Annotated in this window: 22 protein-coding genes and 2 tRNA genes; 5 read left to right on the top strand and 19 right to left on the bottom strand. The window is 65.4% G+C overall.

Going from position 1 to position 26,228, the window contains the following annotated elements:
* Position 1: 1 nt before the first annotated feature.
* The 8 genes from JSO19_RS04150 to JSO19_RS04185 all read right to left on the bottom strand — a co-directional run bounded on the left by JSO19_RS04150 (position 2) and on the right by JSO19_RS04185 (position 9,909).
* Positions 2-1,066, bottom strand: coding sequence for an ABC transporter substrate-binding protein (locus JSO19_RS04150; protein WP_270909937.1), 1,065 nt, complete (start codon positions 1,064-1,066; stop codon positions 2-4).
* A gap of 190 nt (positions 1,067-1,256) precedes the next feature.
* Entirely contained in the window at positions 1,257-2,237 is a 981-nt protein-coding gene (locus JSO19_RS04155; protein ID WP_270909938.1) for an NAD(P)H-dependent flavin oxidoreductase, read from the bottom strand.
* Between the two features lie 42 nt (positions 2,238-2,279).
* Positions 2,280-3,920: a thiamine pyrophosphate-binding protein gene (locus tag JSO19_RS04160; RefSeq protein WP_270909939.1), complete on the bottom strand. Its 1,641-nt coding sequence runs from the start codon at positions 3,918-3,920 to the stop codon at positions 2,280-2,282.
* 32 nt (positions 3,921-3,952) lie between these two features.
* Positions 3,953-5,116: an acyl-CoA dehydrogenase family protein gene (locus tag JSO19_RS04165; RefSeq protein WP_270909940.1), complete on the bottom strand. Its 1,164-nt coding sequence runs from the start codon at positions 5,114-5,116 to the stop codon at positions 3,953-3,955.
* A 26-nt stretch (positions 5,117-5,142) separates the two neighbouring features.
* The gene (locus JSO19_RS04170) at positions 5,143-7,221 is read right to left on the bottom strand and encodes an acetate--CoA ligase family protein (protein ID WP_270909941.1); all 2,079 of its coding nucleotides are present in this window, start codon (positions 7,219-7,221) and stop codon (positions 5,143-5,145) included.
* A gap of 335 nt (positions 7,222-7,556) precedes the next feature.
* Positions 7,557-8,159 carry a TetR/AcrR family transcriptional regulator gene (locus JSO19_RS04175; RefSeq protein ID WP_270909942.1) on the bottom strand — a complete coding sequence of 201 codons (603 nt, stop codon included), beginning with the start codon at positions 8,157-8,159 and terminating at the stop codon, positions 7,557-7,559.
* Positions 8,160-8,555: 396 nt separating this feature from the next.
* A tRNA-Ser gene (locus JSO19_RS04180) sits at positions 8,556-8,647 on the bottom strand.
* A gap of 86 nt (positions 8,648-8,733) precedes the next feature.
* Positions 8,734-9,909 (bottom strand): LCP family protein, encoded by a 1,176-nt coding sequence (locus JSO19_RS04185; RefSeq protein ID WP_270909943.1) that lies wholly within the window; start codon positions 9,907-9,909, stop codon positions 8,734-8,736.
* 16 nt (positions 9,910-9,925) lie between these two features.
* Between JSO19_RS04185 and JSO19_RS04190 the strand changes: the two genes are divergently transcribed.
* Complete coding sequence (locus JSO19_RS04190) at positions 9,926-10,219, top strand: hypothetical protein (protein WP_270909944.1); 294 nt, start codon at positions 9,926-9,928, stop codon at positions 10,217-10,219.
* A gap of 18 nt (positions 10,220-10,237) precedes the next feature.
* Here JSO19_RS04190 and JSO19_RS04195 read toward each other — a convergent pair.
* The 3 genes from JSO19_RS04195 to serS all read right to left on the bottom strand — a co-directional run bounded on the left by JSO19_RS04195 (position 10,238) and on the right by serS (position 12,528).
* Positions 10,238-10,323 (bottom strand) — tRNA-Ser (locus JSO19_RS04195).
* A gap of 60 nt (positions 10,324-10,383) precedes the next feature.
* On the bottom strand, positions 10,384-11,229 hold the full coding sequence (locus JSO19_RS04200) for an HAD family hydrolase (protein WP_270909945.1): 846 nt from the start codon (positions 11,227-11,229) through the stop codon (positions 10,384-10,386).
* Positions 11,230-11,256: 27 nt separating this feature from the next.
* Positions 11,257-12,528 carry a serine--tRNA ligase gene (serS, locus tag JSO19_RS04205; RefSeq protein ID WP_270909946.1) on the bottom strand — a complete coding sequence of 424 codons (1,272 nt, stop codon included), beginning with the start codon at positions 12,526-12,528 and terminating at the stop codon, positions 11,257-11,259.
* Positions 12,529-12,627: 99 nt separating this feature from the next.
* Here serS and JSO19_RS04210 point away from each other — a divergent pair, with 99 nt between their 5' ends.
* The gene (locus JSO19_RS04210) at positions 12,628-13,662 is read left to right on the top strand and encodes a diacylglycerol/lipid kinase family protein (RefSeq protein ID WP_270909947.1); all 1,035 of its coding nucleotides are present in this window, start codon (positions 12,628-12,630) and stop codon (positions 13,660-13,662) included.
* A gap of 259 nt (positions 13,663-13,921) precedes the next feature.
* On the opposite strand, the gene JSO19_RS04215 is transcribed toward JSO19_RS04210, so the two are convergent.
* Together JSO19_RS04215 and JSO19_RS04220 are read right to left on the bottom strand one after the other, a co-directional pair.
* Positions 13,922-15,544 (bottom strand): acyl-CoA dehydrogenase family protein, encoded by a 1,623-nt coding sequence (locus JSO19_RS04215; RefSeq protein WP_270909948.1) that lies wholly within the window; start codon positions 15,542-15,544, stop codon positions 13,922-13,924.
* Positions 15,541-16,335, bottom strand: coding sequence for a TetR/AcrR family transcriptional regulator (locus tag JSO19_RS04220; RefSeq protein ID WP_270909950.1), 795 nt, complete (start codon positions 16,333-16,335; stop codon positions 15,541-15,543). Before JSO19_RS04220 ends, JSO19_RS04215 begins: the two co-directional genes overlap by 4 nt.
* A 94-nt stretch (positions 16,336-16,429) precedes the next feature.
* Here JSO19_RS04220 and JSO19_RS04225 point away from each other — a divergent pair, with 94 nt between their 5' ends.
* On the top strand, positions 16,430-17,947 hold the full coding sequence (locus tag JSO19_RS04225) for a class I adenylate-forming enzyme family protein (protein ID WP_270909951.1): 1,518 nt from the start codon (positions 16,430-16,432) through the stop codon (positions 17,945-17,947).
* 511 nt (positions 17,948-18,458) lie between these two features.
* Here the strand turns inward: JSO19_RS04225 and pheA are convergent.
* Together pheA and JSO19_RS04235 are read right to left on the bottom strand one after the other, a co-directional pair.
* Entirely contained in the window at positions 18,459-19,412 is a 954-nt protein-coding gene (pheA, locus tag JSO19_RS04230; RefSeq protein ID WP_270909953.1) for a prephenate dehydratase, read from the bottom strand.
* Positions 19,413-19,446: 34 nt separating this feature from the next.
* Positions 19,447-21,117, bottom strand: a complete 1,671-nt coding sequence (locus JSO19_RS04235) for a phosphoglucomutase (protein ID WP_270909954.1) — start codon at positions 21,115-21,117, stop codon at positions 19,447-19,449.
* A gap of 162 nt (positions 21,118-21,279) precedes the next feature.
* Here JSO19_RS04235 and JSO19_RS04240 point away from each other — a divergent pair, with 162 nt between their 5' ends.
* A complete protein-coding gene (locus JSO19_RS04240; protein WP_254259630.1) occupies positions 21,280-22,023 on the top strand; it encodes an HAD-IIA family hydrolase in 744 nt (247 codons plus the stop codon).
* Between the two features lie 28 nt (positions 22,024-22,051).
* Here JSO19_RS04240 and JSO19_RS04245 read toward each other — a convergent pair whose 3' ends face one another.
* The 4 genes from JSO19_RS04245 to JSO19_RS04260 all read right to left on the bottom strand — a co-directional run bounded on the left by JSO19_RS04245 (position 22,052) and on the right by JSO19_RS04260 (position 25,336).
* On the bottom strand, positions 22,052-22,315 hold the full coding sequence (locus JSO19_RS04245; protein ID WP_270909955.1) for a hypothetical protein: 264 nt from the start codon (positions 22,313-22,315) through the stop codon (positions 22,052-22,054).
* Positions 22,316-22,364: 49 nt separating this feature from the next.
* Positions 22,365-23,165, bottom strand: a complete 801-nt coding sequence (locus JSO19_RS04250) for a sulfite exporter TauE/SafE family protein (protein WP_270909957.1) — start codon at positions 23,163-23,165, stop codon at positions 22,365-22,367.
* A gap of 8 nt (positions 23,166-23,173) precedes the next feature.
* On the bottom strand, positions 23,174-23,728 hold the full coding sequence (gene pyrE, locus JSO19_RS04255; RefSeq protein ID WP_217135675.1) for an orotate phosphoribosyltransferase: 555 nt from the start codon (positions 23,726-23,728) through the stop codon (positions 23,174-23,176).
* 216 nt (positions 23,729-23,944) lie between these two features.
* Positions 23,945-25,336 (bottom strand): FAD-dependent oxidoreductase, encoded by a 1,392-nt coding sequence (locus JSO19_RS04260; protein WP_270909959.1) that lies wholly within the window; start codon positions 25,334-25,336, stop codon positions 23,945-23,947.
* A gap of 100 nt (positions 25,337-25,436) precedes the next feature.
* On the opposite strand from JSO19_RS04260, the gene JSO19_RS04265 reads away from it, so the two are divergent.
* A complete protein-coding gene (locus JSO19_RS04265) occupies positions 25,437-26,228 on the top strand; it encodes an alpha/beta fold hydrolase (RefSeq protein WP_270909960.1) in 792 nt (263 codons plus the stop codon).

Raw genomic sequence — 26,228 nt, forward strand, 5'->3', positions numbered from 1 at the left:
GTTACTTGGCTACCCAGACGTTGAACTGTTCGGTTGCAGGGCCGTAGTTCTCGGCCCAGTAGTTGTAGTCGATCACCGCGGCTGAGACTCCGTTGACCGCTTCGCTACCAGCGAGGTCGTTGCTCACCTCGTCGTCGAGGTACTCGAGCGCATCGGGTGAGGCGGTTCCGTACCCTGACTCGATGGCCTGCTTCGACTGCGCTTCGGGGTGCGTGAGGAACCACAGCATCCACTCCTGAGCCTTGTCAGCGTTGGCGTAGCCGGCCGGAATCACAACGTGGTCATACGAGATGAGGTTTTCGTTGTACTCGTTGGCAACCGGGAGTCCTTCACCCGCGGCCTGGGTGATGCGGCCGTTCCATGCCTGCACCAGGGGTGCCTCGCCACTCGAGACAAGCTGTACCTGCTCGTCACCGGTGTCGTACCAAACAATGTTGTCTTTGATCGTGTCAAGCTTCGCAAAGGCACGGTCGAGATCGAGCGGGTACAGATCTTCGGGTGCGACGCCGTCGGCGAGCAAAGCAGCTTCGAAAGCGCCGCCGGTCACATAGCGCCAGAAGCCGCGCTTACCCGGAAACTTCTCAACGTCAAAGAATTCTTCCCATGTCGTGGGGTGCGCGTCGGTAAAGGTCTCGGTGTTGTAGGCAATGCTGAAGGTGTACTGGAGAATCGGGATGCCACACTCGTTGACCTGCACATCAGAGACGTTGGCTTCCTTCGCGGCTGCGACAACCTCGTCGCTCAGCTTCTCGAGTTTGCCCTCGGCGCAGGCGGTTGCCGAGTAGTTCGGCTCAACCTCGACGACGCCCCAGCTCGGTTTTCCCGCATCAACCATCGCATCGAGTTTTGCGTAGTCGGTCGGCTGATCCTGGCGGATCGTCATGCCCGCTTCTTTGGCCCAGGGCTCGAACACGGTCGAGACGTGTGCCCGCTGAGCACCGCCGCCCCACATGGTGACGGTGAGGGCATCTTCCGACTTACCTCCCCCGCCACCGCTGCAGCCGGTGAGCGCGAGAGCGCCGGCTGCGATGAGCGCCGTGCCCGAGAGAAATCTACGTACTGACATGGTTCGTCCTCCTTGACGTTCCAGTAAATGATTGGCTGACCAATCAACTTATTAGCTATCATGCCCAAGCAAGAAGCAATGCGCAACTGAAAAATACAACAATCACACAACCACTCACCCCGCCCGGGCTCTGCAGCGGGTACCAGGGGGTGGCCCGAGATTCACGCGTCTCGCGCCACCCCGACTGGTCTTACGCGAGCACCCCCGCGAGGCGTTCGGCAATAATGTCGCGCCCCTCAACGAGCATGCGGTCGACGAGCTCAGCGACCGTGGGCACATCGCCGATGAGGCCCTGGGTCTGCCCTGCCCACCACACGCCGCCATCGACTTCGCCCCCGCCGAGGGCGCGTTCGCGGCCGCGAGCGCCCGAAGCGAGGTGCGCGATGTTTTCGAAGGTCGTGCCGTCTTGACGCTCGATCTCGATGATCTCGTCAGACACGGCGTTCTTCGCGACTCGGGCTGAATTGCGAAACTTTCGAAAGACGACGTTGGTCGACTTCTCAGTATTCGCAACGATCTGCTGCTTGATGTTGTCGTGCACGGGGGCTTCCTGCGTCGCGACGAACCGCGTGCCCATGTTCACGGCGTCGGCGCCAAGAGCCAAGGCGGCCACGAGGCCACGTGAGTCGGCAATGCCGCCCGAGGCGATGATCGGGATGGTGAGCTGATCGGCCGCCGCGGGAATAAGCACGAGACCACCGATGTCGTCTTCGCCGGGGTGGCCAGCGCACTCAAAGCCGTCGATCGAAACGGCATCAACGCCGATCGACTGCGCCTTCAGCGCGTGACGCACGGTCACCGCCTTGTGAATGACCTTGACCCCCGCCGCTTTGAACGCTGGCAAAAACGGTTCTGGGTTGTTGCCGGCCGTCTCGACGATCTTGACACCGGCCTGCACAATCGCATCGGCATATTCGTCATACGGCACGGGGTTGATCGTGGGCAGCATCGTGAGGTTCACGCCGAAGGGCTTGTCGGTGAGCTCACGGGTGCGTGCGATCTCGAGGGTGAGTTCTTCTGGCGTCGGTTGCGTGAGCGCCGAGAGGAACCCCAGGGCGCCTGCGTTTGCCACGGCGGCAATGAGCGGCGCCTTACCCACAGCGGTCATGCCGCCGCAGATGATGGGGTGCTCGATGTCGAAGGTTTCGGTGAATCGGGTGCGGAACGTCATGGCTCCTCCATTCGGGTTGGGGTTGTACAGGTTTTTCGAGGGTCAGGCGTCTCGTGACGCGAGCATGTCGGCGGCGGCACGGCCGCCCTCACGAAGGTGGATCACGGTCGGCCGATCGGCTGCGAGCGCCTCACGCACCGCCTCGCCCAGCTGCTCGTCGCGGTCGACGCGCACGCCGTGGCAGCCGAGCGCTTGGCCGAGCTGCACGAAATCGGGGCCGCCGAGCGCGACCGAGTGGATCGGTTCGTCACGATCGGCCATCTCGTTGCGAATCTCGCCGTAGCCTCCGTTATCAGAGATGATCACGGGCAACGCAATACCAAGCTCAGCGGCCGTTGCGAGCTCCTGCACCGTGAACATGATGCCCCCGTCACCCTGGATGACGACGACGGGTGCGTCAGGCTGAGCAAGCTTCGCGCCGATACCGGCGGGAAGCCCGAAACCAAGGGTGCCGACGCCGGTGGGAAACATGAAGGCGTTCGGTCGCCTCAGCCGCAGCTGGCCGAGGGCCCCGTAGTAGGCCACCATGGCGTTGTCGGCCGCGATGATCGCGTCGTCGGGAAGCGCTTCGGCGAGCGACTGCATCGCCGCGAGCCAGGTCCCTCCCTCGGCGGCACGCTCCTCGCGTGCCCCCACGAGAGCGCGCTCGAACCAAGCGGCTGCCGCCCCTGAGCGGCCGCGCTCTGCGACCGTCTCCGTGAGCGCGGCGAGCGTCGCGGCCGCGTCGCCCACGAGCGCGACACTCGGGGTGATATTCGTGACGACGGCGGCCGGGTCGATGTCGACGCGCACCAGTTTCGCGGCGCAGTCGGGCACGCCGATCCACCAGTCTGAGGGGGCGAACTCGGTGCCGACCGCGATAACCGCATCGGCGCTTTCGGCGGCGGCAACGATCGACGGGTGCTGTAGGCCCGCGCCGAGCGCGAGCGGGTGACGCTCGTCGAAGTTGCCCTTGCCGTTGGTCGTCGTCGCAACGCCCGCACCGAGCTTCTCGGCGAGCGCCTGCACCTCGCCGGTCGCGCCACGGGCTCCCCCGCCCACGACGAGCAACACGCGCTCGGCCCCGTCCAGGAGCGCTCGAGCGCTCTCAAGCTCGGTCGCTGCCGGGGTGAGGGGAGCGGGTGCTGGCACCGGCGCAACGAGCGCAATCTCGCCTACGGCATCGAGCAGGTCGAGCGGCACTTCGAGGTATTCAGAACGGGGCCGCCCAGCCGTCATTCGCGCGAAGGCCTGCGCCACCGCCCCGGGAATCTCTTGCAGGGACTCAACCCGGTGGCTCTCGGCGACGAGGCCTGAGAACACCGCCCGCTGGTTTTTGAGCTCGTGCAACAGCCCGTTGCCGTGGCTCGGATGCCCCGTCGGCATGCCCGGCGCAATGAGCAGCGTGGGCACCGAGTCTGAGTTCGCTTGGGCGAGCGCCGCGGCCGCGTTTAACGCGGCAGGGCCCGTCGTCGTGATGACCACCCCAACGCGGCCCGAGGCACGCGAGTAGCCATCGGCTGCGTAGCCGGCGCCCTGCTCATGCCTCGGCGTCACGTTGCGAATGCCGTGGGCCGGCATCGCCGCGAACACCGCGAGGTTGTGGGTGCCGGGAATGCCGAACACCGTGTCGACCCCGTGGGCGGCGAGCGCCCTCACGAGCGCCTCACCACCCGTCATGGTGGCTGCGGTTGGGGTGGTCATCGTTGACTCCTTCGCTTGAACGGTTTCAGTGTTTACAGGTTGCGCGAGATGATGAGGCGCATGATGTCTGAGGTGCCCTCTTCGATCTCTTCGAGCTTCGCATCACGCATCCACTGCTCGACCGGGAACTCACGCGAGTAGCCCCACCCGCCGAGCGTTTGCACGGCAGCCCAGGTGCAGAACGCCGCGGTCTCTGACGCCTGTAGCTTCGCCATCGCGGCGACCTCGCCGACAGGTTTGCCCTGGTCGAACATGGTTGCGGCCTGCAGGGTTTGCAACCACGCCGCGTTGATGCGCGTCGCCATGTCAGCGAGACGGAACGAAACAGCCTGGTTCTCAATGATCGGCTTGCCGAAGGTCTCGCGCTCACGGGCGTAGTTCGTCGCGTACTCGAGTGCAGCACGGGCAATGCCGGTTGCCGCCGCCGCGAGCACGATACGCGAAGCGTCAAAGGTCTTCATGAGGCCGAGGAAGCCCTGCCCCTCTTCACCGAGGCGGTTCGCTTCGGGAATGAACACGTCGTCAAAGAAGAGCTCGCGGCACTGAATCGCGCGCTGCCCCATCTTCTTCATGGGCTCGCCGTAGCTAAAGCCCTCTGCATCGCTGTGCATCAGGAATGCGCTGACCCCGCGCGAGCGCTGCGACGAGTCGGTCTTGGCGAAGACGACGTACTGGTCGGCGATACCAGCGTTCGAGATCCACACTTTCTGGCCCTTGAGTAGGTAACCGCCCTCGGTGCGGGTCGCGGTCATCGTCATCGACGCCGCGTCAGAACCAGCGCCAGGCTCGGTCGTCGCGAGCGCCGTGTAGAGGGGGTTGTCTCCCGTGAGCGGGCGCAGCCACTCCTCCTTCTGCTCGTCAGTGCCGAGCACGAGCAGAGGGTCGGCGAAGAACCCGTTCGAGCACAAGAAGTTGCCGATACCGAGGTCGCCCCAGCACAACCGCTCCTGCACGAGGCACTGCGTGAAGAGGTCGGTGTAGCCGCCACCGCCAAACTGCTCGGGAATCATGAAGTCGGTGATGCCGACCTTCGCAGCCTCCTGAAACAGGTCGACCGGTGAGCCGCTGTCAGCCTCATCAACCGACTTCGCAATCGGGCGAATTTTCTCTTTTGCGAACGTATCGCACAGCTCGACAATGGCTTCTTGCTCGTCGGTGAGCGTGAAGATTGAGCGAGTGACATCCATCAAATCCATGAGGGATCCTTTCATTACAGAGCGTGTTAAGCAGTTTCGGTGGGTTCTAGGGTTGGCAAAGCAAGGCAGTCGACGGCGAGCGAGCCCTTCACGCCGACCCGCACCGGGTTGAGCTCAATCTCGGCAACATCGGGTGATGCTGCGAGTGTATAGCTGAGCACCGACACGGTACGGGCGAGGGCGTCGACGTCGAGCGCATCGCGCCCGCGCCACTCGCCAAGCAGGGGAGCGCTCGTGAGACCGAGAATCATGCCGCGTGCATCAGCAACGCTCACGGGGCCGAGCTCGATCGCGATGTCACCCCAAATCTCGGTTGCGGTGCCGCCGGTCCCGACGGTCGCGACGATGCCGAAGCCCGGGTCGCGGCGCACCGAGACAATGTACTCGGCCACGTCGAGGCGCGTATCTTGAAGTTCGAGCGTGTAGGGCCCATCGCCCAGCCGCTCATGCATCTCTTCAAACGCTTCGGCAGCAGCCTCGCCGGTATCGAGCCCGAGTCGCACGCCATCGTGCTCGGTCTTGTGTGCGAGCCACGCGGCCTTCAGCACCACGGTCGCGCCAAACTCGATCGCAGCGAGTGCCGCTTCATCGCGAGTTCGCACGATCCGCATCTCGGGAAACTCAATGCCGGCGGCCGCGAGCTCTTCACGCACCTGAATATTGTCGGCGCCCTTCGTGATGCGCTTCGCGTCACGATCGCGCACATCAGGCCGCGGATCCTGCGAAGCCGTACACGAGAGCGCGATCGCCGAGAGCACGTCTTCGATGCGATCGGTCACGGGCACCCCGTTCGCGCGCAGCTGCTGCGACACGACCGACTGGGCCTCCATCGCGTGAATGAGCACGGGGGCGGAATCTCCCGTCGCATCGCTCATCATCTGCTCCGCGACCGCGAGCTCTGCCTCGAGCAGCGCAGGGGTGTCGAAGCCGTAGCTCCCGAAGTAGCCAGAGAGCACGACCGCATCGACCTCACCGCTCGCTGCGAGCACGTTCGTGAGTTTGGCGTAGAGCGTCATGTCGGCCTCGCCTGCCCCGGCAAGATCGATGGGATTGCGCGTCGATGCCCCCTCGGGCAGCACCGCGGCGAGATGCTCGCGCAGTTGGGCGCTGAGGGCCGGAAGTTCGAGCCCGAGACGAGCCGCCTCGTCGGCCGCAATGCCGCCCTGGCCGCCGCTATCACTCACAACCGCAACTCGCGGGCCCCGGCACACGACGCCCTTCTCAACGAGCTCGGCAAGCCGCACGAGCTCGCTCGGGGTACTCACTCGCACCGCGCCGACCTGGCGGCAAGCCGCATCAACGAGCTCGATAGCCGAGGTCATGGCTCCGGTGTGTGACTGGGCGAGGTCGCGGCTTGCGTCGCTGTTGCCGGTCGTGAGCACTGCGACGGCGGTTCCCCGCTCGCGCACCTCGCGAATCGCGGCAAAGATCTCTTCACCGCGCGAGAAATCTTCCATGTAGATCGCGAGGGTTCTCGTCTGCTCATCATTGGCAAGCGAGCGGATCACGTCTGCCGCATGTACGTCGCTCTGGTTACCGAGCGACACGAAGCGCGAAATACCCACTCCGGCCTTGCGCCCGAGTGCGGCGATCTCGCTCCCGAGCTGCCCGCTCTGCGAGATCACGGCGAGCGAGCCCGGCATCATTTCACCCCACATGAGTTGCAGCTGCGATGCTCCCGAGAAAATGCCAAGGCTGTTCGGGCCGATCATGCGGGCGTTGTGCTCGCGCATCAGGGCAACGAGCGCCGCCTCATCGGGAACCCTCGCCGTGATGATGAGAAACGAGCGCGCCCCCATCTCGAGCGCCTCGGTGATGGTCGAGTGCACGAGGTGCCCCGGCACAACAACCACGACCAGCTCGGGAACCTCCGGCAGCCCCTGCAGCGAGGTGAAGGTATCGTAGCCCGCGATTTGATTGCCGCTCTTATTGACGAGATACACCCCACGGCGGTCAACCCCGGTGAGTGCACCGCGGGCAATCCAGTGCCCCCATTTGGCGGCATCGTTCGAGGCGCCCACGACCGCCACCGACGATGGCTCGTGGAATGACTCAAGCCCACGACGCACCGCTTCTGGCGCGTTGGGGGTTGCAGAAAACTTCATCGTTCTCCTTGGCTCGGCATCATTGCTCTGAGGGGCTTAGCGCCCCAGGATTTGAATCTTATTTGACTCTTCAGTTAATTAAATAGTTGCGGGGGCATTCTGTCAAGAGCGTGGCCCTGAAATTTTTGCCGCCCGCCGAGCCCCGCGCCTCCGCGGGCGCGTTGACTCGCGAAATTGTTTACACTTTCGGGCCGTTTTCGGCTGATTTCACCTCAAAAGTGCAAACAATTTCGCTTCCACGGGTGCTCAGGTAGGTACCGGCAGTCGCGAGCACAGCATTGCGGGTGATCCGCCGCCCTCAAGAACTCGCGCCGCGATGCGAATTCGCTCGCGCGCTACCCCGCCTCGACCGCGAGCAGCGTATCAACGTACTCGTCGCACAGCCGCGCCATCTCGTCGGGCGTGATCTCGCCCGATTCGAGTAGCACCTGCACCGCGAGCCCATCGATCATGCTGATGAGCTGGTTCACCACAAGCGCCGTGTCTGGACACGCGAACACGCCGGTCTCGATGCCCTGCGCGATGACCGCCCCGATGAGCCCTCGCCATTCGCCGTACGCTCGCTCATTGATGCTGCGCAGGTCGGGATCTTGCAGTGCGCCCGTCCACAGCTGAAGCCACACGTGCCACGACTCGACGGTGCGCTCATCCCGAGGAACGTACGTGCGCAACAGCGCGTGCAGCTTCACGTCGGCAGGCTCGTCTCTGGCGATGATCGATTTGCGCCGGTCGAGCGACGAGTGAAACGCGTCGTCGAACGTGGCCCGCAGCAGCTCTTCCTTGCTGTCGAAGTAGTAGTGGATGATGCCCGGCGAGAGGCTCGCGGCCTTCGCCACGTCAGAAACCCGCAGCAGCGTCAAGCCGCGCGTCACGAGTACTCGCCTCGTCGCGGCCATGATCTGCTCGCGGCGTTCAGCCTCAACACTCGGTCGCGCCATCGCCTAGGCTCCTTCTGTGCAAGCGGTTATTTCTGCTCATCTTAGCCCTCGAAAGAGTGATAGCCCCGCTTTCGGTTGAGCTCTGCGGTTGACGGCCAACATTTCGCGGGGTTGCGCGGTGAAGATTTGTGCGGATCCTCGCAGTCTCGTCCCCGGCTCCTCTCCCACCTCACCCTGTGGTCAAAAAGTGTCGATTCCCGACATGGTTTTCGACACTTTTTGACCACACAGCGGGGGAAAGTGACCACACGGGGGCGCGGAGGCCGGAACCCCGGGGCTGGGCGAGCCGGAACCCGGAGCCGGAACCCCAGGCGGGGCCGGCCGGCGGGCGGCGGCGCACGTGCGCAACGCAAAACCCCCGCCGATCCGCTCGGGGCGGGATCAGGCGGGGGTTATTGGCGGAGACGGGGGGATTTGAACCCCCGGTCGAGTTTAACCCCGACCCTTCATTAGCAGTGAAGTCCGTTCGGCCGCTCCGGCACGTCTCCTTGTGCAAAATGCACGCTTTCCATCTTAGGCGAAAACGAAGCACTTACGAAATCGATTTCGCCCGCGAGGGAGTTTTTGGGCTAGATCACCACTGGGTGCGACCCTGCGAACAGGTCACCTGTGCGGCGTTTTGCCCTGAGATATTGTCGTTTACCTTGGCTTTGCCACCGTTCGCGGGGTCGGTTGCTTCACCCTCGGGCGAAGTTTCGCCTTCGCCAGCCTCCGGCGCGTCGGGCACGGGCGCTTCGCCCTCGGTTGCGGGGTCGGTGCCCTCGCCCCCGGCCTCATGTACGCCCTCGCCCAGCGTGCCGACCTCGAACGACTGGCCTGCGCGCACGAACTCCATGAGCTCTTCGGCTGCGGCCCAGTCTGGGGTGAGACGGTTCACGTCGTACTGGTGTTTGAAGGTCGGGTACTGCACAAAGTTGATGTTCTCGAGGTCGAGGTCTTTGACCGCGAACGCGAGCGACTGCAGCACATCAATTTGCACGAGTGAGTCTGAGAGCTTCACGTTCTCGACCGTGGCCTTCGCGAGGCGGAACACCTTGGTCGGGTCGCCGAGCGTATCGGCGCTCTTGAGCTTGCGCATCATCGCCGCCATGAACACCTGCTGGTTACTGATGCGGCTCTGGTCACTGCCGTCGCCAACGCCGTGGCGGGTGCGTAAGAACTGCAGTGCGTCGGTGCCCACGAGGGTCACGTCGCCCGCGGGAAGGTCGAGGTCGGCCTTCGGGTCAACGATGGGTTCGGTGAGGCACACGTCGACACCGCCGATGGCGTTCGACATGTTGATCACGCCGTCGAAGGTCACTTCGCCGGCGAACTCGATCTCAAGGTCGAGTAGGTCTTGGAGGGTGCGCACGACGCAGGCGAGCCCGCCCGTTTCGAGCGTCGAGTTGATCTGCCGTTCGCTCGCGGCAGGGTAGTAGTCGGCCTCGCCGTTGGGCCCCGGGCACGTTGGCGTTGGAACCATGAGGTCACGCGGAACGCTGATCACGGTCGCGTTCTTGTGGGCCTCGTCAACGTAGAGCACGAGGTTCACGTCGTTGAGTTCGCCCTCGTTGTCGTCTTGAACCGCATCTTGGCCGTCACGGGTATCGGAGCCCACGAGCGCGATCGCGAAGTCTCCGTCGATTGCTGAGCCGTCAATGCGGGCTTCCCCGTCGGGACCATTCGAGAGCGAGACTGTTTCGAGCCTGCCGGCCATGTCCCACCACGCGTAGGCGGCGACCCCAACGCCGCTCAGTCCGAGAACGAGCACACCAGTAAGGATCCCCTTGAAAACATTGCGCACGGCACTTGAGCGTCGTAGCTCGCCGTGCCTCGCCCCGAAAAAACTCGGGGCTTTCTTGGTTTTCTTCATACTTCTTCCTGGGCAGATGGTAGATAACCTTCGTAAATGTACCTTGTTCGCCTATGAAGGTGCTGAGATCTCGCCGCGCCTCGGCCATTTCTCAGGAGTTTGCACACCGAGCAAAGTGGCAATGTTGCGTAATTTCCCGCTCCTGCCTGCCTCTCTGATTGCGGATCGCGGCTTTCCCGGCAAACAAAAGAAGCCCCCGCCCGGCTGAACACCGGTCGGGGGCTTGTGGCGGAGGGTAAGGGATTTGAACCCTTGAGGCTTTCACCTGCTAGTTTTCAAGACTAGTTCCTTCGGCCGCTCGGACAACCCTCCGCGAACAATCTTAGTGGGTTTGCGGCCCGCACGCATAATTCGCCCGTGTCGTGAACCGCGTTAGCCCTCGGCGAGCCAGGGGAACGACTCGGTGAGTGCGGTAAACAGGCCGTTCTCGTCGATCGTTCCGGTCACGCGGGTCGCGTGCGACTTGACCCGGTCATCGGCCTGCCCCATGACGATCGCGGTGCCGTAACGGCCTGCCCAGTCGAGCATTTCGATATCGTTTGAGCCGTCACCCGCGGCGAAAACATGCGAGAGTGAAACCTCCTCGATACCGCGAATACGTTCGAGCGCACTGGCCTTCGAGATGCCGACGGGGGCGATATCGAGCCAGGTCGCGGTGCCCACCGAGTAGCTCACGTTCTTGAGGCCAGCGGTGCTCGCCGCATCGATGAACTCTTCGAGGCGGTGATTTGGCGACACCACGATCACGCGTGAGGCCGGGACCTCGAGCAACTCGTCGAAGGTGACGCGCAGCTGTTTTGAGGGCAGCGTTCCCGCGGGAATCGGCTCGGTGTAGTAGAACGTTCCCTCGGCGCTCTCGACCGCGTAGCGCGCGCCGGTGAGCTGCGGGCTGATGGTCGTGAGGAGCTTGCGCGGGTCAAACGACTCGACGTGTTCGCGGCGGTAGGCACGGTGCGCGAGCGCATCGCGCTTCAGCGTGACCGCCCCGTTAGCAGCGACGACCCAGGTCGGGTCGATCTTGAGCGCTTCAACGACGGGCAGCGTCGCGTCGACCGAACGCCCGGTCGCGATGACCACCTCGTGCTCTGAATCGTGAAGCTCGCGAATGGCTCTCACCAACTTCGCGTCGATCTCAAGCTGCTCATGGCTGTTTTGGCCGAGCGAGCCGTGGTTTAAGACGGTTCCGTCGAGGTCAAGAGCAATGAGGTGTTTGGTCACGGTTTCCTTGAATCGCTTGGCGGTCGGTTACTTCTTCGTGATCGGCTGCAGCACTTCGAGCCCGCCCATGTACGGGCGAAGGGCCTCGGGAACGATCACGCTACCGTCGGCTTGTTGGTGAGTTTCGAGCAGAGCGACGATCCACCGCGTTGTTGCGAGTGTGCCGTTGAGCGTCGCAACGGGCTCGGTCTTGCCGTTCTCGCCGCGAAAACGCGTCTTGAGTCGGCGCGACTGGTAGGTCGTGCAGTTTGAGGTCGAGGTGAGCTCGCGGAACGCCTCTTGGGTAGGCACCCAAGCCTCGATGTCGTACTTGCGGGCGGCGCTCGAGCCGAGGTCGCCGGCGGCCACATCGATCACGCGGTAGCTGAGGCCGAGGGCCTGCAGCATGTCTTCCTGCCAGCCGACAAGGCGGTCGTGCTCTGCCTCGGCTTCTTCGGGGCTCGTGTACACGAACATCTCGAGCTTGTTGAACTGGTGCACGCGAATGATGCCGCGGGTGTCTTTACCGTGCGAGCCGGCCTCTCGGCGGTAGCAGGTCGACCAGCCGGCGTAGCGCAGCGGCCCCTCGTCGAGGTCGACGATCTCGCCCGAGTGGTAGCCCGCGAGTGCGACCTCGCTCGTGCCGGTCAGGAAGAGGTCGTCGGCAGGAAGGTGGTACACCTCGTCGGAGTGCTCACCGAGAAAGCCGGTGCCGCTCATAATCTCGGGGCGCACGAGCGTCGGCGTGATCAGCGGCACGAAGCCGTTCGACATTGCCTTGTCGAGCGCGAGGTTCATCAGCGCGAGCTCGAGGCGGGCACCAACGCCACGCAAGAAGTAGAAGCGTGCGCCAGAGACCTTCGTGCCACGCTCCATGTCGATCGCGCCGAGCATCTCGCCCAGTTCAAGGTGGTCGCGTGGCTCAAAGTCGTACTGTGGCACCTCGCCGTGCGTGCGCAGGGTCACAAAGTTGTCTTCGCCACCGGCGGGAATGCCGTCGATGATGACGTTGTCGATCTTCATGAGCAGCTCGTCGAGCTCGGCCGCGCGCTGCTTCGAGAGCGCCTCTGCCTCTTTAACGCGCGCCGCAAGCTCGCTCGCCGCGGCGATCGCGGCCGGGCGCTCTTCAGGCGTGGCCTTCTTCACGAGGTCGCCAGCCGCCTTCTGCTGCGATCGAAGCGACTCGAACGCGGTCAGCGCCTCTCGCCTCGACACGTCGGCAGCCTGGGCCTGCTCGACGATTGCCGGATCGGCACCGCGAGCTGCCTGAGACGCCTGAATAACTTCTGGGGTATTGCGCAGCAGCTGAAGATCAATCACACACGCCAGTCTACCCGTCGCATCTGACAGGAGCGAGAGGGTAACGTTGACCATATGCGTGATTTGGCCGACCCGCCCTCTTCGAGGCACCGAGCGACGGTGCTTTTTCACCCCCTGAAAACCGATCTCCCGGCACTCAGGGCACTCATGCGCGTCGAAGAAGAGCGTGCTGGCTGGGCTCCAAGCGAGTGGATCGAGACCACTCCCAATGACGGCGGATCGGAAGCGCTCAGACAGGCACTTACCCGCGAACCTCACCTCGTCTTCGCCTCGGGCGGCGACGGAACCGTGCGCGCGGCCGCCGAAGCGCTCCGCGGCACGGGGGTGCCCCTCGCGATCATTCCGCAGGGCACCGGCAACATTCTCGCCCGCAACGTCGGCCTCGCCCCAGGCCGCACCGACGAGGCCGTGCGTGCAGGCTTCGAGGGCGTCGACCGCCCCATCGACCTCGGAATCGCAACAATCGTGCGCCAGGACGAGAGCGAAGACGAACACGTCTTCCTCGTGCTCGCCGGCATGGGCCTCGACGCCCGCGCCATTCGCGCAACCCGCAGCTCGTGGAAAAAGGCCGTCGGGTGGCTCGCCTATATCGATGGCGGGCTGCGAACGATGATCCGCGATAAACCGCTGCGCATTCACTATTCGTACGATCGGCACTCGGCCCGCGAACTCGAGGTATACACCGTCATGATCGGCAACTGCGGCCTCTTGCCCGGCGGCGTGCTGCTCATTCCCGACGCGCGCATCGACGACGGCGAGCTCGACGTCGTCGCGCTTCGCCCCCAGGGCGCCTTCGCGTGGCTCAAGATCTGGAACAAAATCGGCTGGGAAAACGGCGTGCTGCGCAAAACCCGCACCGGCCGCCGCATCATCGACCTCGTGCACGACACCAAGAACGTGGTGTACCTGCGCGCCAAGAAGTTCGCGCTCACCGTGCCTGGCGTCGAGCCCGTGCAGCTCGACGGCGACGACCTCGGCCTCGCGATCGCGGTCAAGGGCGCGGTCGACCCGGGCGCGCTCGTGCTGCGCGTCGCCGAGCACTGGACCACGACGGCGTTTGGGGCTGATGCGGGTGCGGCGGGTGCTGGGGCGGGTGCCGTTTCGGCGCCAAAGGCGGCATCGGCGGGCCGGTGAGGTCGGCCGACTGGTGAGTGAAGTCGGCCGGCAGCCCGCTGAGGTCGGCCGATAGGCCGCTGATGCCGGCAGGCGCGCGAACTGCGCGAGCCGACCGTCTTGTGCGACTTTTCCGCGTCCACTTGACGAAAAGCAGGGTGTTTCGCTGAAAACACCCTGCTTTTCGTCAAGTAAACCTCGAAGCGGCAGGCAGCGCCGCAGCGCCGCACGACAGCAGCGCACGCACCGCGGGTAGCGCCGCAGCGCCGGCCGCAGCAACCTACGCGCGAGCCGCCACCGCCGCCGCATCGACGCCACGAGGCAGCGCACCGTAGAGGTGCCCGAACCCGGCACCCTCGCCAAGGCGCGAAGCCACGAAGGCGTCAGCCACCGCATCGGGGGCCGTGCGCAAGAGCAGCGACGCCTCGAGCAAGGTCGCGAGCGCGCCGACGAGTTGTCGGGCACGGGCATCGGGTTGCGGATCCGCCGCGATGTCACGGGCGAGCGAGCGCGTGCGCGCGAGGTGCTCGTCGAAGACGGGGTTCACGCCAGCGGCGAGCGCGACCTCGGCGTCGAAGGCTTCGAGCGATTCGGGCTCGCGGGCGATGGCGCGCAGCACGTCGAGGGCGATGACGTTGCCTGAACCTTCCCAGATGGCCATGACGGGCTGCTCGCGGTAGCGCATCGCGAGCGGGAAGTCTTCGATCGCGCCGTTACCGCCGAGGCACTCGAGCGCTTCGCCCGCGTGGCTCGTGGCGCGCTTGCACACCCAGTACTTGCCGACGGCGGTGGCGAGGCGGCGAAACGCGACGTCTTCGGCCGGGGCATCGTCGTCGTAGGCGCGGGCGACGCGCATGGCGAGCGAGGTTGCGGCCTCGGTCTCGAGCTGCAGGTCGGCGATCACGGCGGTCATGGCCGGCTGGTCGATGAGGGTTTTGCCGAAGGCGGCGCGGTTGCGCACGTGCCAGGCTGCCTCGGCCGTGGCCTGGCGCATGCCAGCGAGCGACCCGAGCATCGAGTCGAGGCGGGTGCGGGTGACCATGTCAATGATGGTGCGCACGCCGCGGCCCTCTTCGCCGATCAAGAAGCCGACGGTGTTCTCGTACTCGATCTCGCTCGACGCGTTGGCGCGGTTGCCGAGCTTGTCTTTAAGGCGCATGATGTGCAGCGTGTTGCGGCTGCCGTCGTCGAGCACGCGCGGCACGAGAAAGCATGAGAGGCCTCCTGGCGCCTGGGCGAGCACGAGAAATCCGTCGCTCATCGGAGCCGAGCAGAACCACTTGTGGCCCGTGAGCCGGTAGCTGCCATCACCCGCGGGCTCGGCATGCGTCGTGTTCGCGCGCACGTCTGATCCGCCCTGCTTCTCGGTCATGGCCATGCCAAAGATCGCGCCGGGTTTGCCCGGGCGAAGCGCGCCGTCGTACTCGGTCGAGAGCAGCCGCGGCATCCACTGCTTGGCAAGCTCGGGGTGCTGCGCGATGACGGGCGCCGAGGCGTGGGTCATCGAGACGGGGCAGGCGTGGCCGGGTTCGATCTGCGCGAAGAGCATAAAGTGGGCCGCGCGAGCGACGCCAGCGCCTGGCCGCGGATCGGCGAAAGCACTCGTGTGCGCACCCGCCTTGACTGCCGCCCCGATAACCCGGTGGTACGAGGGGTCGTACTCGACCTCGTCGATGCGATTGCCCCAGCGGTCGTGCGAGTGCAGTACCGGCTCGTTGCGGTTCGCGCGGCGAGCATCGGCCTGGAACTCGGCGGTGCCGACGTGGGTTCCGGTCTCGTGCAGAGCCTCGGTTGCCCAGCCCGCGTCATAGCGTTCGACGGCTTCCCGCAGCGCAACGTTGGCCTCGTATTCGTCGAGGCCTACCCGCTCGGGTGACTGGTTGGTGACGGTGTGAGTGTTCACTCTTCGCTCCTTTGCTGTGTGGTGTGCGCGGCGCCTGCGCCGACCGCCCTCATGCAGAGGGTGTGGATCGACGAAACGAGCCTCGTTTCGTCGCGCCCGATATTCGCGTCGTGGGTATCGATGGGCGGCAGCGGCGAGAGGGGGCCAGTGAGCGCTTCACTGATGGCCCCGACGATGCCGGCCGCGGTGACTCTCGCGTCTTGCTCGGGGAACTCGCCCTCGGCGATGCCCCGTTCGACGATGTCGATGAGCAGGCTCGCGTAGCTGAGCCGGTAGGTGAGGCGCTCGGCCTCGATCGCTTTGCCGACGGGCTCGACGAGCAGCGACCACGCAAGCCGGCGCCCCCTGAGCGCGCGTCCCGTGAAGGCGTCGATGAGCGCGGTGAGTTGCGCGGAGGATCCGCCTGGGCCTGCCGCGTCAACCGCCTCGGCGACGTGCGCGAGTTCCTGGCCAGCGCATCGGCGGAACACCTCGGTGAGCAGCTCGTCGGCGTCGGTTGCGTAGCTGTAGAGCAACCCGGCGCTCATGCCGGCTCGGCCGGTGATCGCTTTGACCGAGGCGCCGCGGAAGCCCGCTTCGCTCACGATCTCGGTTGCGGCCTTCACGAGCGCAGAGCGGCGGTCGTGCTGAACGGGGGTGTTCATGCCGTGCTCCCTTCGCTGGTCGGTGTGCTCGCGGTTGCTGGTGTTGCGGTGCTTCGGTGTGCGGTGCTGGGCTGCGCAGCGTTCTGGTTTGGGTTGGCTGGTGTTGCCAAGCTGCCCTTTGGGGTCGCCGCCTCTGAGAAATGACATGTGTCTAGATTCTCACATTGAATTGTGATTCAATAGGCATTGAACCACGATTCAAGTCGTGAAACAAGCCCCGCCACAGTGAAGTGAGGAAACCGTGAATCTCAATTGGATGCTCGAACGTGCTGCGCGTACCTTCCCCGAGAAAGAAGCGATCGTGAGCGATCTACAAACGCTCAGCTACCGAGAATTGCTTGACACGACGAAGCGCGCGGCGCAGGTGTTTCGCGATCTTGGGGTTTCCCCCGGCGACCGCGTGGGAGTCATGACCTACAACACTCCCGCCTTCATCATCGCGGCGTTCGGCCTCTGGCGTGCTGGCGCGGCCCTCGTTCCCATCAACCACAAGTTCACCGCAACCGAGGTGAAGTACGTGGCCGAGCACGCATCGCTTCGCCTCATCGTGGGCGACGCCGACTTCGAGGCGCAGATCACGAAGGGTGCGCCTGACGCACGCCTGCTCACGACGACCGACGACGCGAGCGGCGAGTTCGACACGCTCGTCGCTGCGGCCACGCCGTGGGATGGCGTCGAGGTGACCGGCGACATGATCGCCCAGGTGCTGTACACCTCAGGAACAACGAGCAGCCCCAAGGGCTGCCTGCACACCCACGCAGGCCTCTCGGGCGTTCCCGCCTACACGACCGCGGCCGTTGGGCTGCGCCGCGAAGACCGCTTCTTGATCGCGATGCCCATCTGGCACGCCTCACCCCTCAACAACTGGATGCTCTCGATGGTCTACCTCGCGGGCACCATCGTGCTGCTCAAGGAATACCACCCCGTGCACTTTCTCGCGACCGTCGAGAAGCACCGTGCGACCGCCTTCTTCGGTGCGCCCATCGCGTACCTCGCACCGCTCAAGGTGCTGCCGACCATCGACAAGCAGCTGAGCGACTTCGACCTGACGAGCATGCGCCTGTGGGCATACGGCGGCGCCCCGATGGGCGCTCAGACCGTGCAGATGCTGCAGCAGGCTTACAACACCGACAACTTCTACCAGGTCTACGGCATGAGCGAGATGGGCCCCGTCGGCTCGGCCCTCTACCCCGAGGAGCAGGTAGAGAAGGCTGGAGCGATCGGGGCCGGCGGCATGCCGGGCGTCGACATTCGCGTCGTGAAGGAAGACGGCGAGCCCGCCTCAGCCGGCGAGGTCGGCGAGATCTGGATTCGCTCGAGCACCCGCATGCAGGGCTACCTCAACAACCCCGAGGCCACCGCCGACGTCTTCGACGGCGAGTGGTACCTCTCGGGTGACCTCGCCCGCATCGACGAAGACGGTTACCTCACGATCGTCGACCGCCTCAAAGACGTCGTGATCACGGGCGGCGAGAACGTCTACTCACCCGAGGTCGAAGAGGCGCTGCGCCAGCACCCCGAGATCATCGATGCCGCCGCTGTCGGGCGCCCCCACGAAGAGTGGGGCGAGACCCTCGTCGCCGTCATCGAAGCAACCGAGGCCGGCGCCTCACTCACCATCGAAGAGCTGCGCGAATTCTTGAGCACCCAACTCGCGAAGTACAAGATGCCGCGCGAGCTCGTGTTCAGCACCCAGCTGCCGCGCAACCCATCAGGCAAGATCATGAAGCACGTGCTGCGGGCGGAGCTGACGGCGTAGGGGCGGCGGGGGCGCGCGGCGGCCGACGCATGGGCGGGCGCCTCCGGGGCGCACGGCCGAGTGGGCGCGCTGCAGAGCGGGTGCGCTGCCTGCGGGGTGCGTGGCGGTACTCGCTTGCGTGGGCTGGTACCCGATCCGCGCCCTTCGGCACTCCACCCAGCGTGGGCTGGCGTTTGATCCGCCGCTTCGGTCTGTAGCTGCGCGTGCTGGCGCTCAGCCTGCGTGCGCTGGCACTCCGTCGCGTGTGATGGCACCCCACCTGCGCGTTTCGGCATCGCGCTACCCCGCTTCGGCGTTTACTTGACGAAAAGCAGGGTGTTTTCGGCGAAACACCCTGCTTTTCGTCAAACCAGCACCGCCAGTGTCATCGGGCGCAACGAAACGGCCGCGGGCTTGCGCAAAGTGGCAGTGAAGCGCGACAGCGACAGAGCGGCGGAGCGACAGCGACAGCGAGGGCGACAGCGAGGGCGGCGGAGCGACAGCGACGACAGCGACAGCGCCGCAGCGCCACCTAGGCGCGCGGCGAACCCGCCCCCAGCACGCCGTCGAGCCACGCGCGCGCATCGCGGAACGACGCGTCGTCAGTGCTCGGCTGGGCGATGGCGCGAATGCCGTCGGCGCGGGGGTACGAGCCCAAAAACACGACGCGGGGGCTGAAGCGCTTCACACCGAGCAGGGCGTCGGCCACCCGTTCGTCGAGCACGTGGCCCTCGGCGTCGATGACGAAGCGGTAGCGGCCCATGCGGTCGCCGATGGGGCGTGAGGCAATGAGGGTGAGGTTCACTCCACGGGTTGCGAACTGTTCGAGGAGTTCGAGCAGCGAACCCGACTCGTCGCGGGGCAGCTCGACGATGAGGCTCGTCTTGTCGGCACCGGTGCGGGCGGGCAGCGGGCCCGCGGGCGCGACCAGCACGAAGCGGGTGACGGCGTCGCGGTTCGAGGCGAGGTGCTCGGCGAGCACGGTCACGTCGTAGTGTTCGGTGATGCTCGGCGGGGCGATCGCCGCGTCAATCTGCTCACGCTCGAGCAAATCAGCGGCGGCCTGCACGTTCGATGCAGCCGGAAAGTGCACGTGCCCCGGCAGCCGCTCATCGAGCCATTCGCGGCACTGGCCGTAGGCGACGGGGTGCGCCGCGACCGTGCGAATGTCATCGAGGCTCGCACCGTTTCGCACGACGAGCACGAAGTCGACGGGCACGAGGTACTCACCGACGATGTGCAGGCCCTGCGTCGTGGCGAGGGCGTCTTGCGCGACGGTGACTCCGCCGTCGACCGAGTTCTCGATCGCGATCATGGCGGCGTTGCTGCGCCCGCCGACCACGTCGGCAAGCGCCTCGCCAATGTTGGCGACGGGGATCCACTCTTGACCGGCGGCCTCTGGCGCGAGTTTGAGGGCCGCCTCGGTAAACGTTCCCGCGGGCCCAAGATAGGAGTACCGGCGCAGGGGCGTTTGAGAAGCAGTCATGCGGCCATTCTACGCGAGGGCGAACCCATCAGGCTCACGCAAGTGCCCGCGCCACCAGCGCCTGCGCCTCGGCAAGCACCTGTTCGAGGTGCTGCTCGCCCAGGAAGGATTCGGCGTAGACCTTGTACACGTCTTCGGTGCCCGAGGGGCGCGCCGCGAACCAGGCGTTCTCGGTCATGACTTTGAGCCCGCCAATGGCAGCCCCGTTGCCCGGAGCCTCGGTGAGCACGGCGGTGATCGCCTCGCCGACGAACTCGCCCGCGGTGATGTCGGCGGCGGTGAGCTTTTTGAGGCGTGCCTTCTCGTCGGGCGTCGCGGCGGCGTCAACGCGGCGGTACACGGGGGTGCCGTGCTCGCGCGTGAGCGCCCGGTAGCGTTCGTCGATGCTCTCGCCCGTCACCGCGGTGATCTCAGCGGCGAGCAGGCACATGATGATTCCGTCTTTGTCGGTCGACCAGGGACGCCCGTCGGTGCGCAAGAACGAGGCGCCCGCGCTTTCCTCGCCGCCGAACGCGACGCTGCCCTCGTGCAGCCCGGGCACGAACCACTTGAACCCGACGGGCACCTCGAGCAGTTCGCGGCCGTGGCCCGCGACAACTCGGTCGATGATCGCCGATGACACGAGCGTTTTGCCGATGGCCGCGTGTTTCCAGGCGGATCCTTCCGCGCTGCCCGCCCCGGCACGGTGCGCGAGCAGGTAGTCGATCGCAACGGCGAGCACGTGGTTCGGCTGCTGCAGCCCTGCCCCGCGGGTGATCACGCCGAAGCGGTCGGCGTCGGCGTCGTTCGCGACGAGCAGGTCGTAGTGCTCGCGTTCGGCGAGGGCGCCCGCCATGGCGTGGGGCGACGAGGGATCCATGCGAATCTTTCCGTCCCAGTCGAGTGTCATGAACGACCAGGTGGGGTCGATTCCGGGCCCGAGCACGGTGAGGTCGAGCTTGTGCACGCGGGCGATCTCAGCCCAGTACTCGACGGCGGCACCGCCGAGCGGGTGGGCGCCGATGCGCACCCCCGCCTCCCGAATCGCTTCGACGTTCACAGTCTCGCCGAGCGCGGCGACGTAGGGGCCCATGAAGTCATGGCGTGCGGGCTCCGCTCCGACGGCGCGGGCGATGTCGGCTCCCTGTTCGAGCAGCTCGTTCGCTCGAGCGGCGATCCAGTCGGTCGCGTCGGTGTCGGCGGGACCGCCGTGCGGTGGGTTGTACTTGAACCCGCCATCCTGTGGCGGGTTGTGGCTCGGGGTGACGACGATGCCGTCGGCGAGGCCATCGGCCGGGGTGCCGGCGGCTGCGCGATCCGCTGCGGCATGCATCGCTTCGTTGTGGCTGAGAATCGCGTGGCTGAGCGCGGGCGTGGGCACGAGCGCGTCGCCGGCGCTCGCACGAACCTCGACGCCCGCGGCGAGCAGCACCTCGACGGCGGTCGCGAGAGCCGGGGCTGAAAGGGGGTGCGAGTCGGCTCCGATGAAGAGCGGGCCGGTGATGCCCTGCCCTGCGCGGTACTCGGCGATCGCGAGCGAGATTGCGGCGATGTGCGCCTCGGTGAATGAGGCGTTGAGCGAGGTTCCGCGGTGTCCTGAGGTGCCGAAGGCTACCCGCTGGGCCGGATTGCTGAGATCTGGCCGAGCCTCGTGGTACGCGGCGATGACTGCCGCGACGTCGATGAGGTCTTCGGGGGTGGCAGCGAGGCCTGCGCGTTCATGCATGCCTCTAGTCTGCCGCATCTCGGTCCGTTAACCTTGCGTTTACGCTGTCGAGGTAAAGTAAAGGCACCAATGAAAAATACAGAAGAACTGAAAAATCAGCCGGCCAGCGAGGCCGGAGCTTCACCGGTGGGCCGAGACGCAATTGAGTGCTGGCTCACCGACATGGATGGTGTCTTGGTGCACGAGAACCACGCCATTCCCGGTGCTGCCGAGGTCATTGCCCAGTGGCAGGCCAACGATCAGCCGTACCTCGTGCTCACGAACAACTCGATCTTCACCGCGCGAGATCTGAGCGCCCGGCTTGCCGATGCGGGCCTCACGGTTCCCGAAGAACGCATTTGGACGAGTGCGCTCGCGACCGCCGCTTTCTTGAAGCAGCAGAAGCCCGGCGGATCGGCGTTCGTGCTCGGCGAGGCAGGAATTCTCACGGCCATGCACGATGCGGGGTACGTGATGACCGAAACCGACCCCGACTTTGTGGTGATTGGCGAGACCCGCAACTACTCGTTCGACGCGATGACGAAGGCGATCCGCCTCATCAACGGCGGCGCGCGTTTTATCGCAACGAACCCTGACGCGACCGGGCCGAGCCCCGAGGGCCCGCTGCCCGCGACCGGTGCGGTCACGGCGCTCATCTCGAAAGCGACGGGCCGTACACCCTACGTCGTGGGCAAGCCGAACCCGATGATGTTCCGCTCGGCGCTCAACCGTCTGGGCGCGCACTCGCACAACACCGCGATGATCGGCGACCGCATGGACACCGACATCGTCGCGGGCATGGAGGCCGGCCTGCACACGATTCTCGTCATGACGGGCATCGCCGATAACGCCGAGATCGAGAAGTACCCGTTCAGGCCGAACGAGAAGCTGCCCTCGATCGCTTCGCTGCTCGAGAAGAAGCGCTAGCGGGAGCCACCCCGGCAAAACGCGGTGCTCAGAAGCCGACGATGAGACTTCCTGCGACGGCGATGAGCATCGCGATATCGAGGCCAACGAGAACCATGAAGGGTGTCGGCGAGCCCGCGGTGCGTGCCGCAGCCCGAATGTGCAGCGCGGCCGCGCCCAGCACGAACGGAATCGCGAGCCAAGCCATCATCGGGACGAGCAGCGCCACAATCGTGAGCACAACGCTTGTCACGAAGATGATGATGCCCGCGCCGGGAACTGCCCTGCGCTCTGGCTGTGATGGTGGTGTCATAGTGCCTCCTTGCCCTCAACCGTAGCGGGGGCCACTGACATTGAGGGCCTCACGCCGCGTTGCGCCGCATGCGCACTTCGCGCACGAGCATCTGGCAGAGCAGGAAGAGCAGGTACGCCGAGAAGGCGAGGTTGCCCCAGAACGGATCGAGCAGCCCGGCGAGCGTCGCACCGACGGGAACGAAGACTGCCGCCGCGACGCCAACGAAGGCTGCTGCACGAAGGTCGACGTTGCCACGGCGCATGTTGCCGAGCGTTCCCGAAATTGACCCGGGAATCATCATGAGCAGCGAGGTTCCCTTCGCCACGAGGTCGCTCGCGCCGAAGAAGAACATGAGCACGGGCACCACGACCACTCCGCCGCCGACGCCCAGAAGCCCCGAAAGAATACCGGTGATGAACCCGGTCACCACGAGCAGCAGCGCCGTCAAGATCGTCAGCGAAATCGTGTCTTCACGCTGCGGAACCACGAACCACAGGCTCACGATCACCACCGCGAGAAAGCCCATGAACACCCAGCGCACAACGTGCACGGGCACCCGGCTCAGCAGCCAACTGCCCACCTGCGCCCCGATGATGATACCGACCGCGAGCGCGATCGCGGCAGCCCAGTCGACGTTCGAGTGGATCGCGTAGGTCGTCGCACCAACGATTGCCGTGGGCAAGATTGCGGCGACCGAGGTGCCGGCCGAGAGCTTTTGCGGCATGAGAAGCCACAGCGCGAGGGCCGGAACGATGATCGTGCCACCGCCGATACCGAAGAGCCCCGAGAGGGTTCCGCCGGCAACCCCGATGAGCATGAGCGAGAGGGCTGCCGGGCGCACGGGGGCCTGGCTGACTGGCTGCTGCATACGGCGCGCTACTGGGGGTCGAGCCCGAGGTCGCTGAGGCCGATGGCGTAGCGGTATTCGTACCCCGCCTCTTCGATGCGCGCCTTCGCGGGAGCCTGGCGGTCGACCACAACGGCGACCGCGACAACCTCGGCGCCCACGCGCTTCAGGGCCTCGATGGCGGTGAGGGGCGATCCGCCCGTTGTTGAGGTGTCTTCAACCACGACGACGCGCTTGCCCTCGAGGTCTGGACCCTCGACCTGTCGACCGCGGCCGTGGTCTTTGGGCTCCTTGCGAACGACGAATGAGTCGTACACCTTGCCGCGCGCGACGCCCTGGTGCATGATCGCCGAGGCGATCGGGTCGGCCCCCATCGTGAGGCCGCCAACCGCAACAACCCCGTCGATGTCGTCGATGAGGTCGAGCATGACCTGCCCGATGAGCGGAGCCGCGCGGTGGTCGAGGCTCAGGCGGCGAAGGTCGATGTAGTACGTCGCCTTCTTTCCGCTGGTGAGGGTAAAGTCACCGTGAAACACGGCCTCGTTCTTAATGAGCTCGATGAGCTGTTCGCGCGCTGCTGACATGGGTTCTATGTTACCGGGTGTGCGGCGCGGCCGGTGGCGGGCTGTCGATCGCCCGCCGCGAGACGCTCTGTCGGCCGACGCAGGCGCGCCGATCCGCCCGCCGCTCGCGCAGCGATCCATTTGACAGAAAGCAGGGTGTTTTCGCCGAAACACCCTGCTTTGCGTCAAGTAAACGCCACATCGGCAAGCACAGCCGAGGAACAGGCGTCAAACGCCCTACGCGCCCCGCGAAATCTGCGTCATCTCGTCGCGCGGCACAACCTTCATGCGCTCGCGCCCCGACGCCTCGCCGAGCGAGCGCTCGTGCTCGTCAAGCAGGTGCCAGCCGTCGACGGTCGTGTACTCGACGCCGCGCTCGTCGAGCAGCGCGGTGATCGCGGCCTCGTCGGCGTTCTCGGGCTGCCACAGGCTGCCGCCCGTCGCTTCGTCGGCGATGAGCTGTTCGAGGGTCTCCATCGCGTCGCTCTTCGTGTGGCCGATGAGGCCGACTGGGCCGCGCTTGATCCACCCGGTCGCGTACACGCCGCCGATGTGCTCGCCGGCTTCGTCGAGCACGCGGCCCTTCACGTTCGGGATCACGCCGCGGGCAGCGTCGAACGGAATCTCGTCGACCGCCGAACCGAAGTAGCCGACGGCGCGGTAGAAGGCCTGCACGGGAATCTCGCTGATCTCGCCGGTGCCGATGATGCCGCCCTGGCCGTCGGGCTTTGTGCGTTCGATGCGGATCGCGGTGATGCGTCGCTCGTCGCCCTCCCCCTCGGTCACGAGAGCGAGTGGTTTCGACCAGAAGTGCATGACGAGCTTGCGCGATGCCGGCTCGCGTTCTTCGGTCTGATTCTTGCGCCAGGTATCGAACACACGGTTGATGACCTTGCTCTGCTTGTTGGCGGCCGCGAGCTCTTCAGCGTGCGGATCTTCGACGAGAAAGTCTGCTTCGTTCAGCACGATGTCGACGTCGCGCTGTTCGCCGAGTTCGCGCAGTTCGAGCGGGGTGAACTTCACCGAGGCTGGACCGCGGCGACCGAAGAGGTGCAGTTCGCGAATGGGGCTCTGCGTGAGGCCCTCGTAGACGTTGTCGGCGATCTCGGTCGTGAGCAGGTCTTCGGGGTGCTTGATGAGCATGCGCGAAATGTCGAGTGCGACGTTGCCGTTGCCAATGACCGCGACCGACTCGGCCTCGAGCGGCCAGGTGCGGGGAACGTCGGGGTGGCCGTCGAACCAGCTCACGAAGTCGGCGGCACCGTATGAGGCGGGCGCGTCAACGCCCTCGATGTCGAGTGATGCGTCGCGGGCTGCGCCGGTCGAGAAGATGACGGCGTTGTAGTGGTGCTTGAGGTCGTCGAGCGTGAGGTCTTTGCCGTACTCGACGTTGCCAAAGAACCGTACGGTGCCGTTGTCGAGCACCTCACGCAGCGAAGTCACGATGCCCTTGATGCGCGGGTGGTCGGGAGCAACGCCATAGCGCACGAGGCCATAGGGGGCAGGGAGTTTTTCGAAGAGATCGATCGAAATGTCAAAGTCGCGTTCGGCTTTTCGCAGCAGATCAGCGGCAAAAATACCCGCCGGGCCGGCACCAACAATTGCGAGGCGAAGAGTCTTCTTGGTCATGCTTCCTTTTCCTGGCGCGCGAAGGTGGGCGCGACACACGCGTCTAACGGTAGCGAACAAGCCCGTATGACCTCTGAGAACCCTGTTATTCTGAGTCACTATGGCCACCCCAGAAATGGTACTTCCTGAACCCGAGCGAAACTCTTTCGTGCACGGCGGCAATGAGCTGTTGAGCTACCGCTGGCCGGTGAACGGCAGACCGCGGGTCTTGCTCATTCACGGGATCGGCATGGGGCACTGGGTGTACGAATCGTTCATCACCGCATTGCTCGACGGCGACACCCCATTTGACGTCACGGCGGTCGATCTGCCGGGCTTTGGCGATGCACCGAAACCACAGCGTGCCCTCTCGATGGAGCACACGGCCGACCTCGTCGCGCTCTCGCTCACTGAGCACGAGGCCCAGAGCCCGCTCATCGTGGTCGGCCACTCGATGGGCTCGCAGGTCGCGGCCGAGCTCGCCGCCCGGCACCCACAGCTCGTCGACGCGCTCATCTTGGTCGCGACGACCGTCAACCCCGCAGAACGCTCGGTGCACCAGCAGGCCAAGCGCATGCTGCAAGACCTCGGAACCGAGAGCATCAGTGTGCTCGCCAGAGGAGCCCTCGCCTACGCGCAGGCGGGGCCGCGGTGGTTTATCGAGAAGCTGAAGCCCACGCTCGAGCACCACATCGAACGCACGCTGCCGCGCATCGATCAGCCGACGCTCGTCATCAGGGGATCACTCGACCGCGTGAGCCCTGCCGTGTGGGCACGGCAAATCACGGGTCTTGTTCCTGACGCCGCGCTCCTTGAGCTTGAGGGCCATGGGCACGAGGCCATCATCGCGCACGGTGAGCCCGCGGTGCGGGGCATCGAGCGCTGGCTGTCGCAGCTACCGCCGCGCGCCTAG

Origin of the sequence: Leucobacter sp. UCMA 4100 (assembly GCF_027853335.1) — a bacterium.
Classification (GTDB): Bacteria; Actinomycetota; Actinomycetes; order Actinomycetales; family Microbacteriaceae; genus Leucobacter_A.

What these genes read in the sequence shown, in the direction of transcription:
- JSO19_RS04165 (WP_270909940.1), bottom strand. Translation starts at nt 5,116, where the DNA reads ATGGATTTGATGGATGTCACTCGCTCAATCTTCACGCTCACCGACGAG.
- JSO19_RS04150 (WP_270909937.1), bottom strand. Translation starts at nt 1,066, where the DNA reads ATGTCAGTACGTAGATTTCTCTCGGGCACGGCGCTCATCGCAGCCGGC.
- JSO19_RS04175 (WP_270909942.1), bottom strand. Translation starts at nt 8,159, where the DNA reads ATGGCGCGACCGAGTGTTGAGGCTGAACGCCGCGAGCAGATCATGGCC.
- JSO19_RS04235 (WP_270909954.1), bottom strand. Translation starts at nt 21,117, where the DNA reads ATGCATGAACGCGCAGGCCTCGCTGCCACCCCCGAAGACCTCATCGAC.
- pheA (WP_270909953.1), bottom strand. Translation starts at nt 19,412, where the DNA reads ATGACTGCTTCTCAAACGCCCCTGCGCCGGTACTCCTATCTTGGGCCC.
- JSO19_RS04155 (WP_270909938.1), bottom strand. Translation starts at nt 2,237, where the DNA reads ATGACGTTCCGCACCCGATTCACCGAAACCTTCGACATCGAGCACCCC.
- JSO19_RS04240 (WP_254259630.1), top strand. Translation starts at nt 21,280, where the DNA reads ATGGATGGTGTCTTGGTGCACGAGAACCACGCCATTCCCGGTGCTGCC.
- JSO19_RS04160 (WP_270909939.1), bottom strand. Translation starts at nt 3,920, where the DNA reads ATGACCACCCCAACCGCAGCCACCATGACGGGTGGTGAGGCGCTCGTG.
- JSO19_RS04245 (WP_270909955.1), bottom strand. Translation starts at nt 22,315, where the DNA reads ATGACACCACCATCACAGCCAGAGCGCAGGGCAGTTCCCGGCGCGGGC.
- JSO19_RS04220 (WP_270909950.1), bottom strand. Translation starts at nt 16,335, where the DNA reads ATGTCATTTCTCAGAGGCGGCGACCCCAAAGGGCAGCTTGGCAACACC.
- pyrE (WP_217135675.1), bottom strand. Translation starts at nt 23,728, where the DNA reads ATGTCAGCAGCGCGCGAACAGCTCATCGAGCTCATTAAGAACGAGGCC.
- JSO19_RS04170 (WP_270909941.1), bottom strand. Translation starts at nt 7,221, where the DNA reads ATGAAGTTTTCTGCAACCCCCAACGCGCCAGAAGCGGTGCGTCGTGGG.
- JSO19_RS04260 (WP_270909959.1), bottom strand. Translation starts at nt 25,336, where the DNA reads ATGACCAAGAAGACTCTTCGCCTCGCAATTGTTGGTGCCGGCCCGGCG.
- JSO19_RS04265 (WP_270909960.1), top strand. Translation starts at nt 25,437, where the DNA reads ATGGCCACCCCAGAAATGGTACTTCCTGAACCCGAGCGAAACTCTTTC.
- JSO19_RS04250 (WP_270909957.1), bottom strand. Translation starts at nt 23,165, where the DNA reads ATGCAGCAGCCAGTCAGCCAGGCCCCCGTGCGCCCGGCAGCCCTCTCG.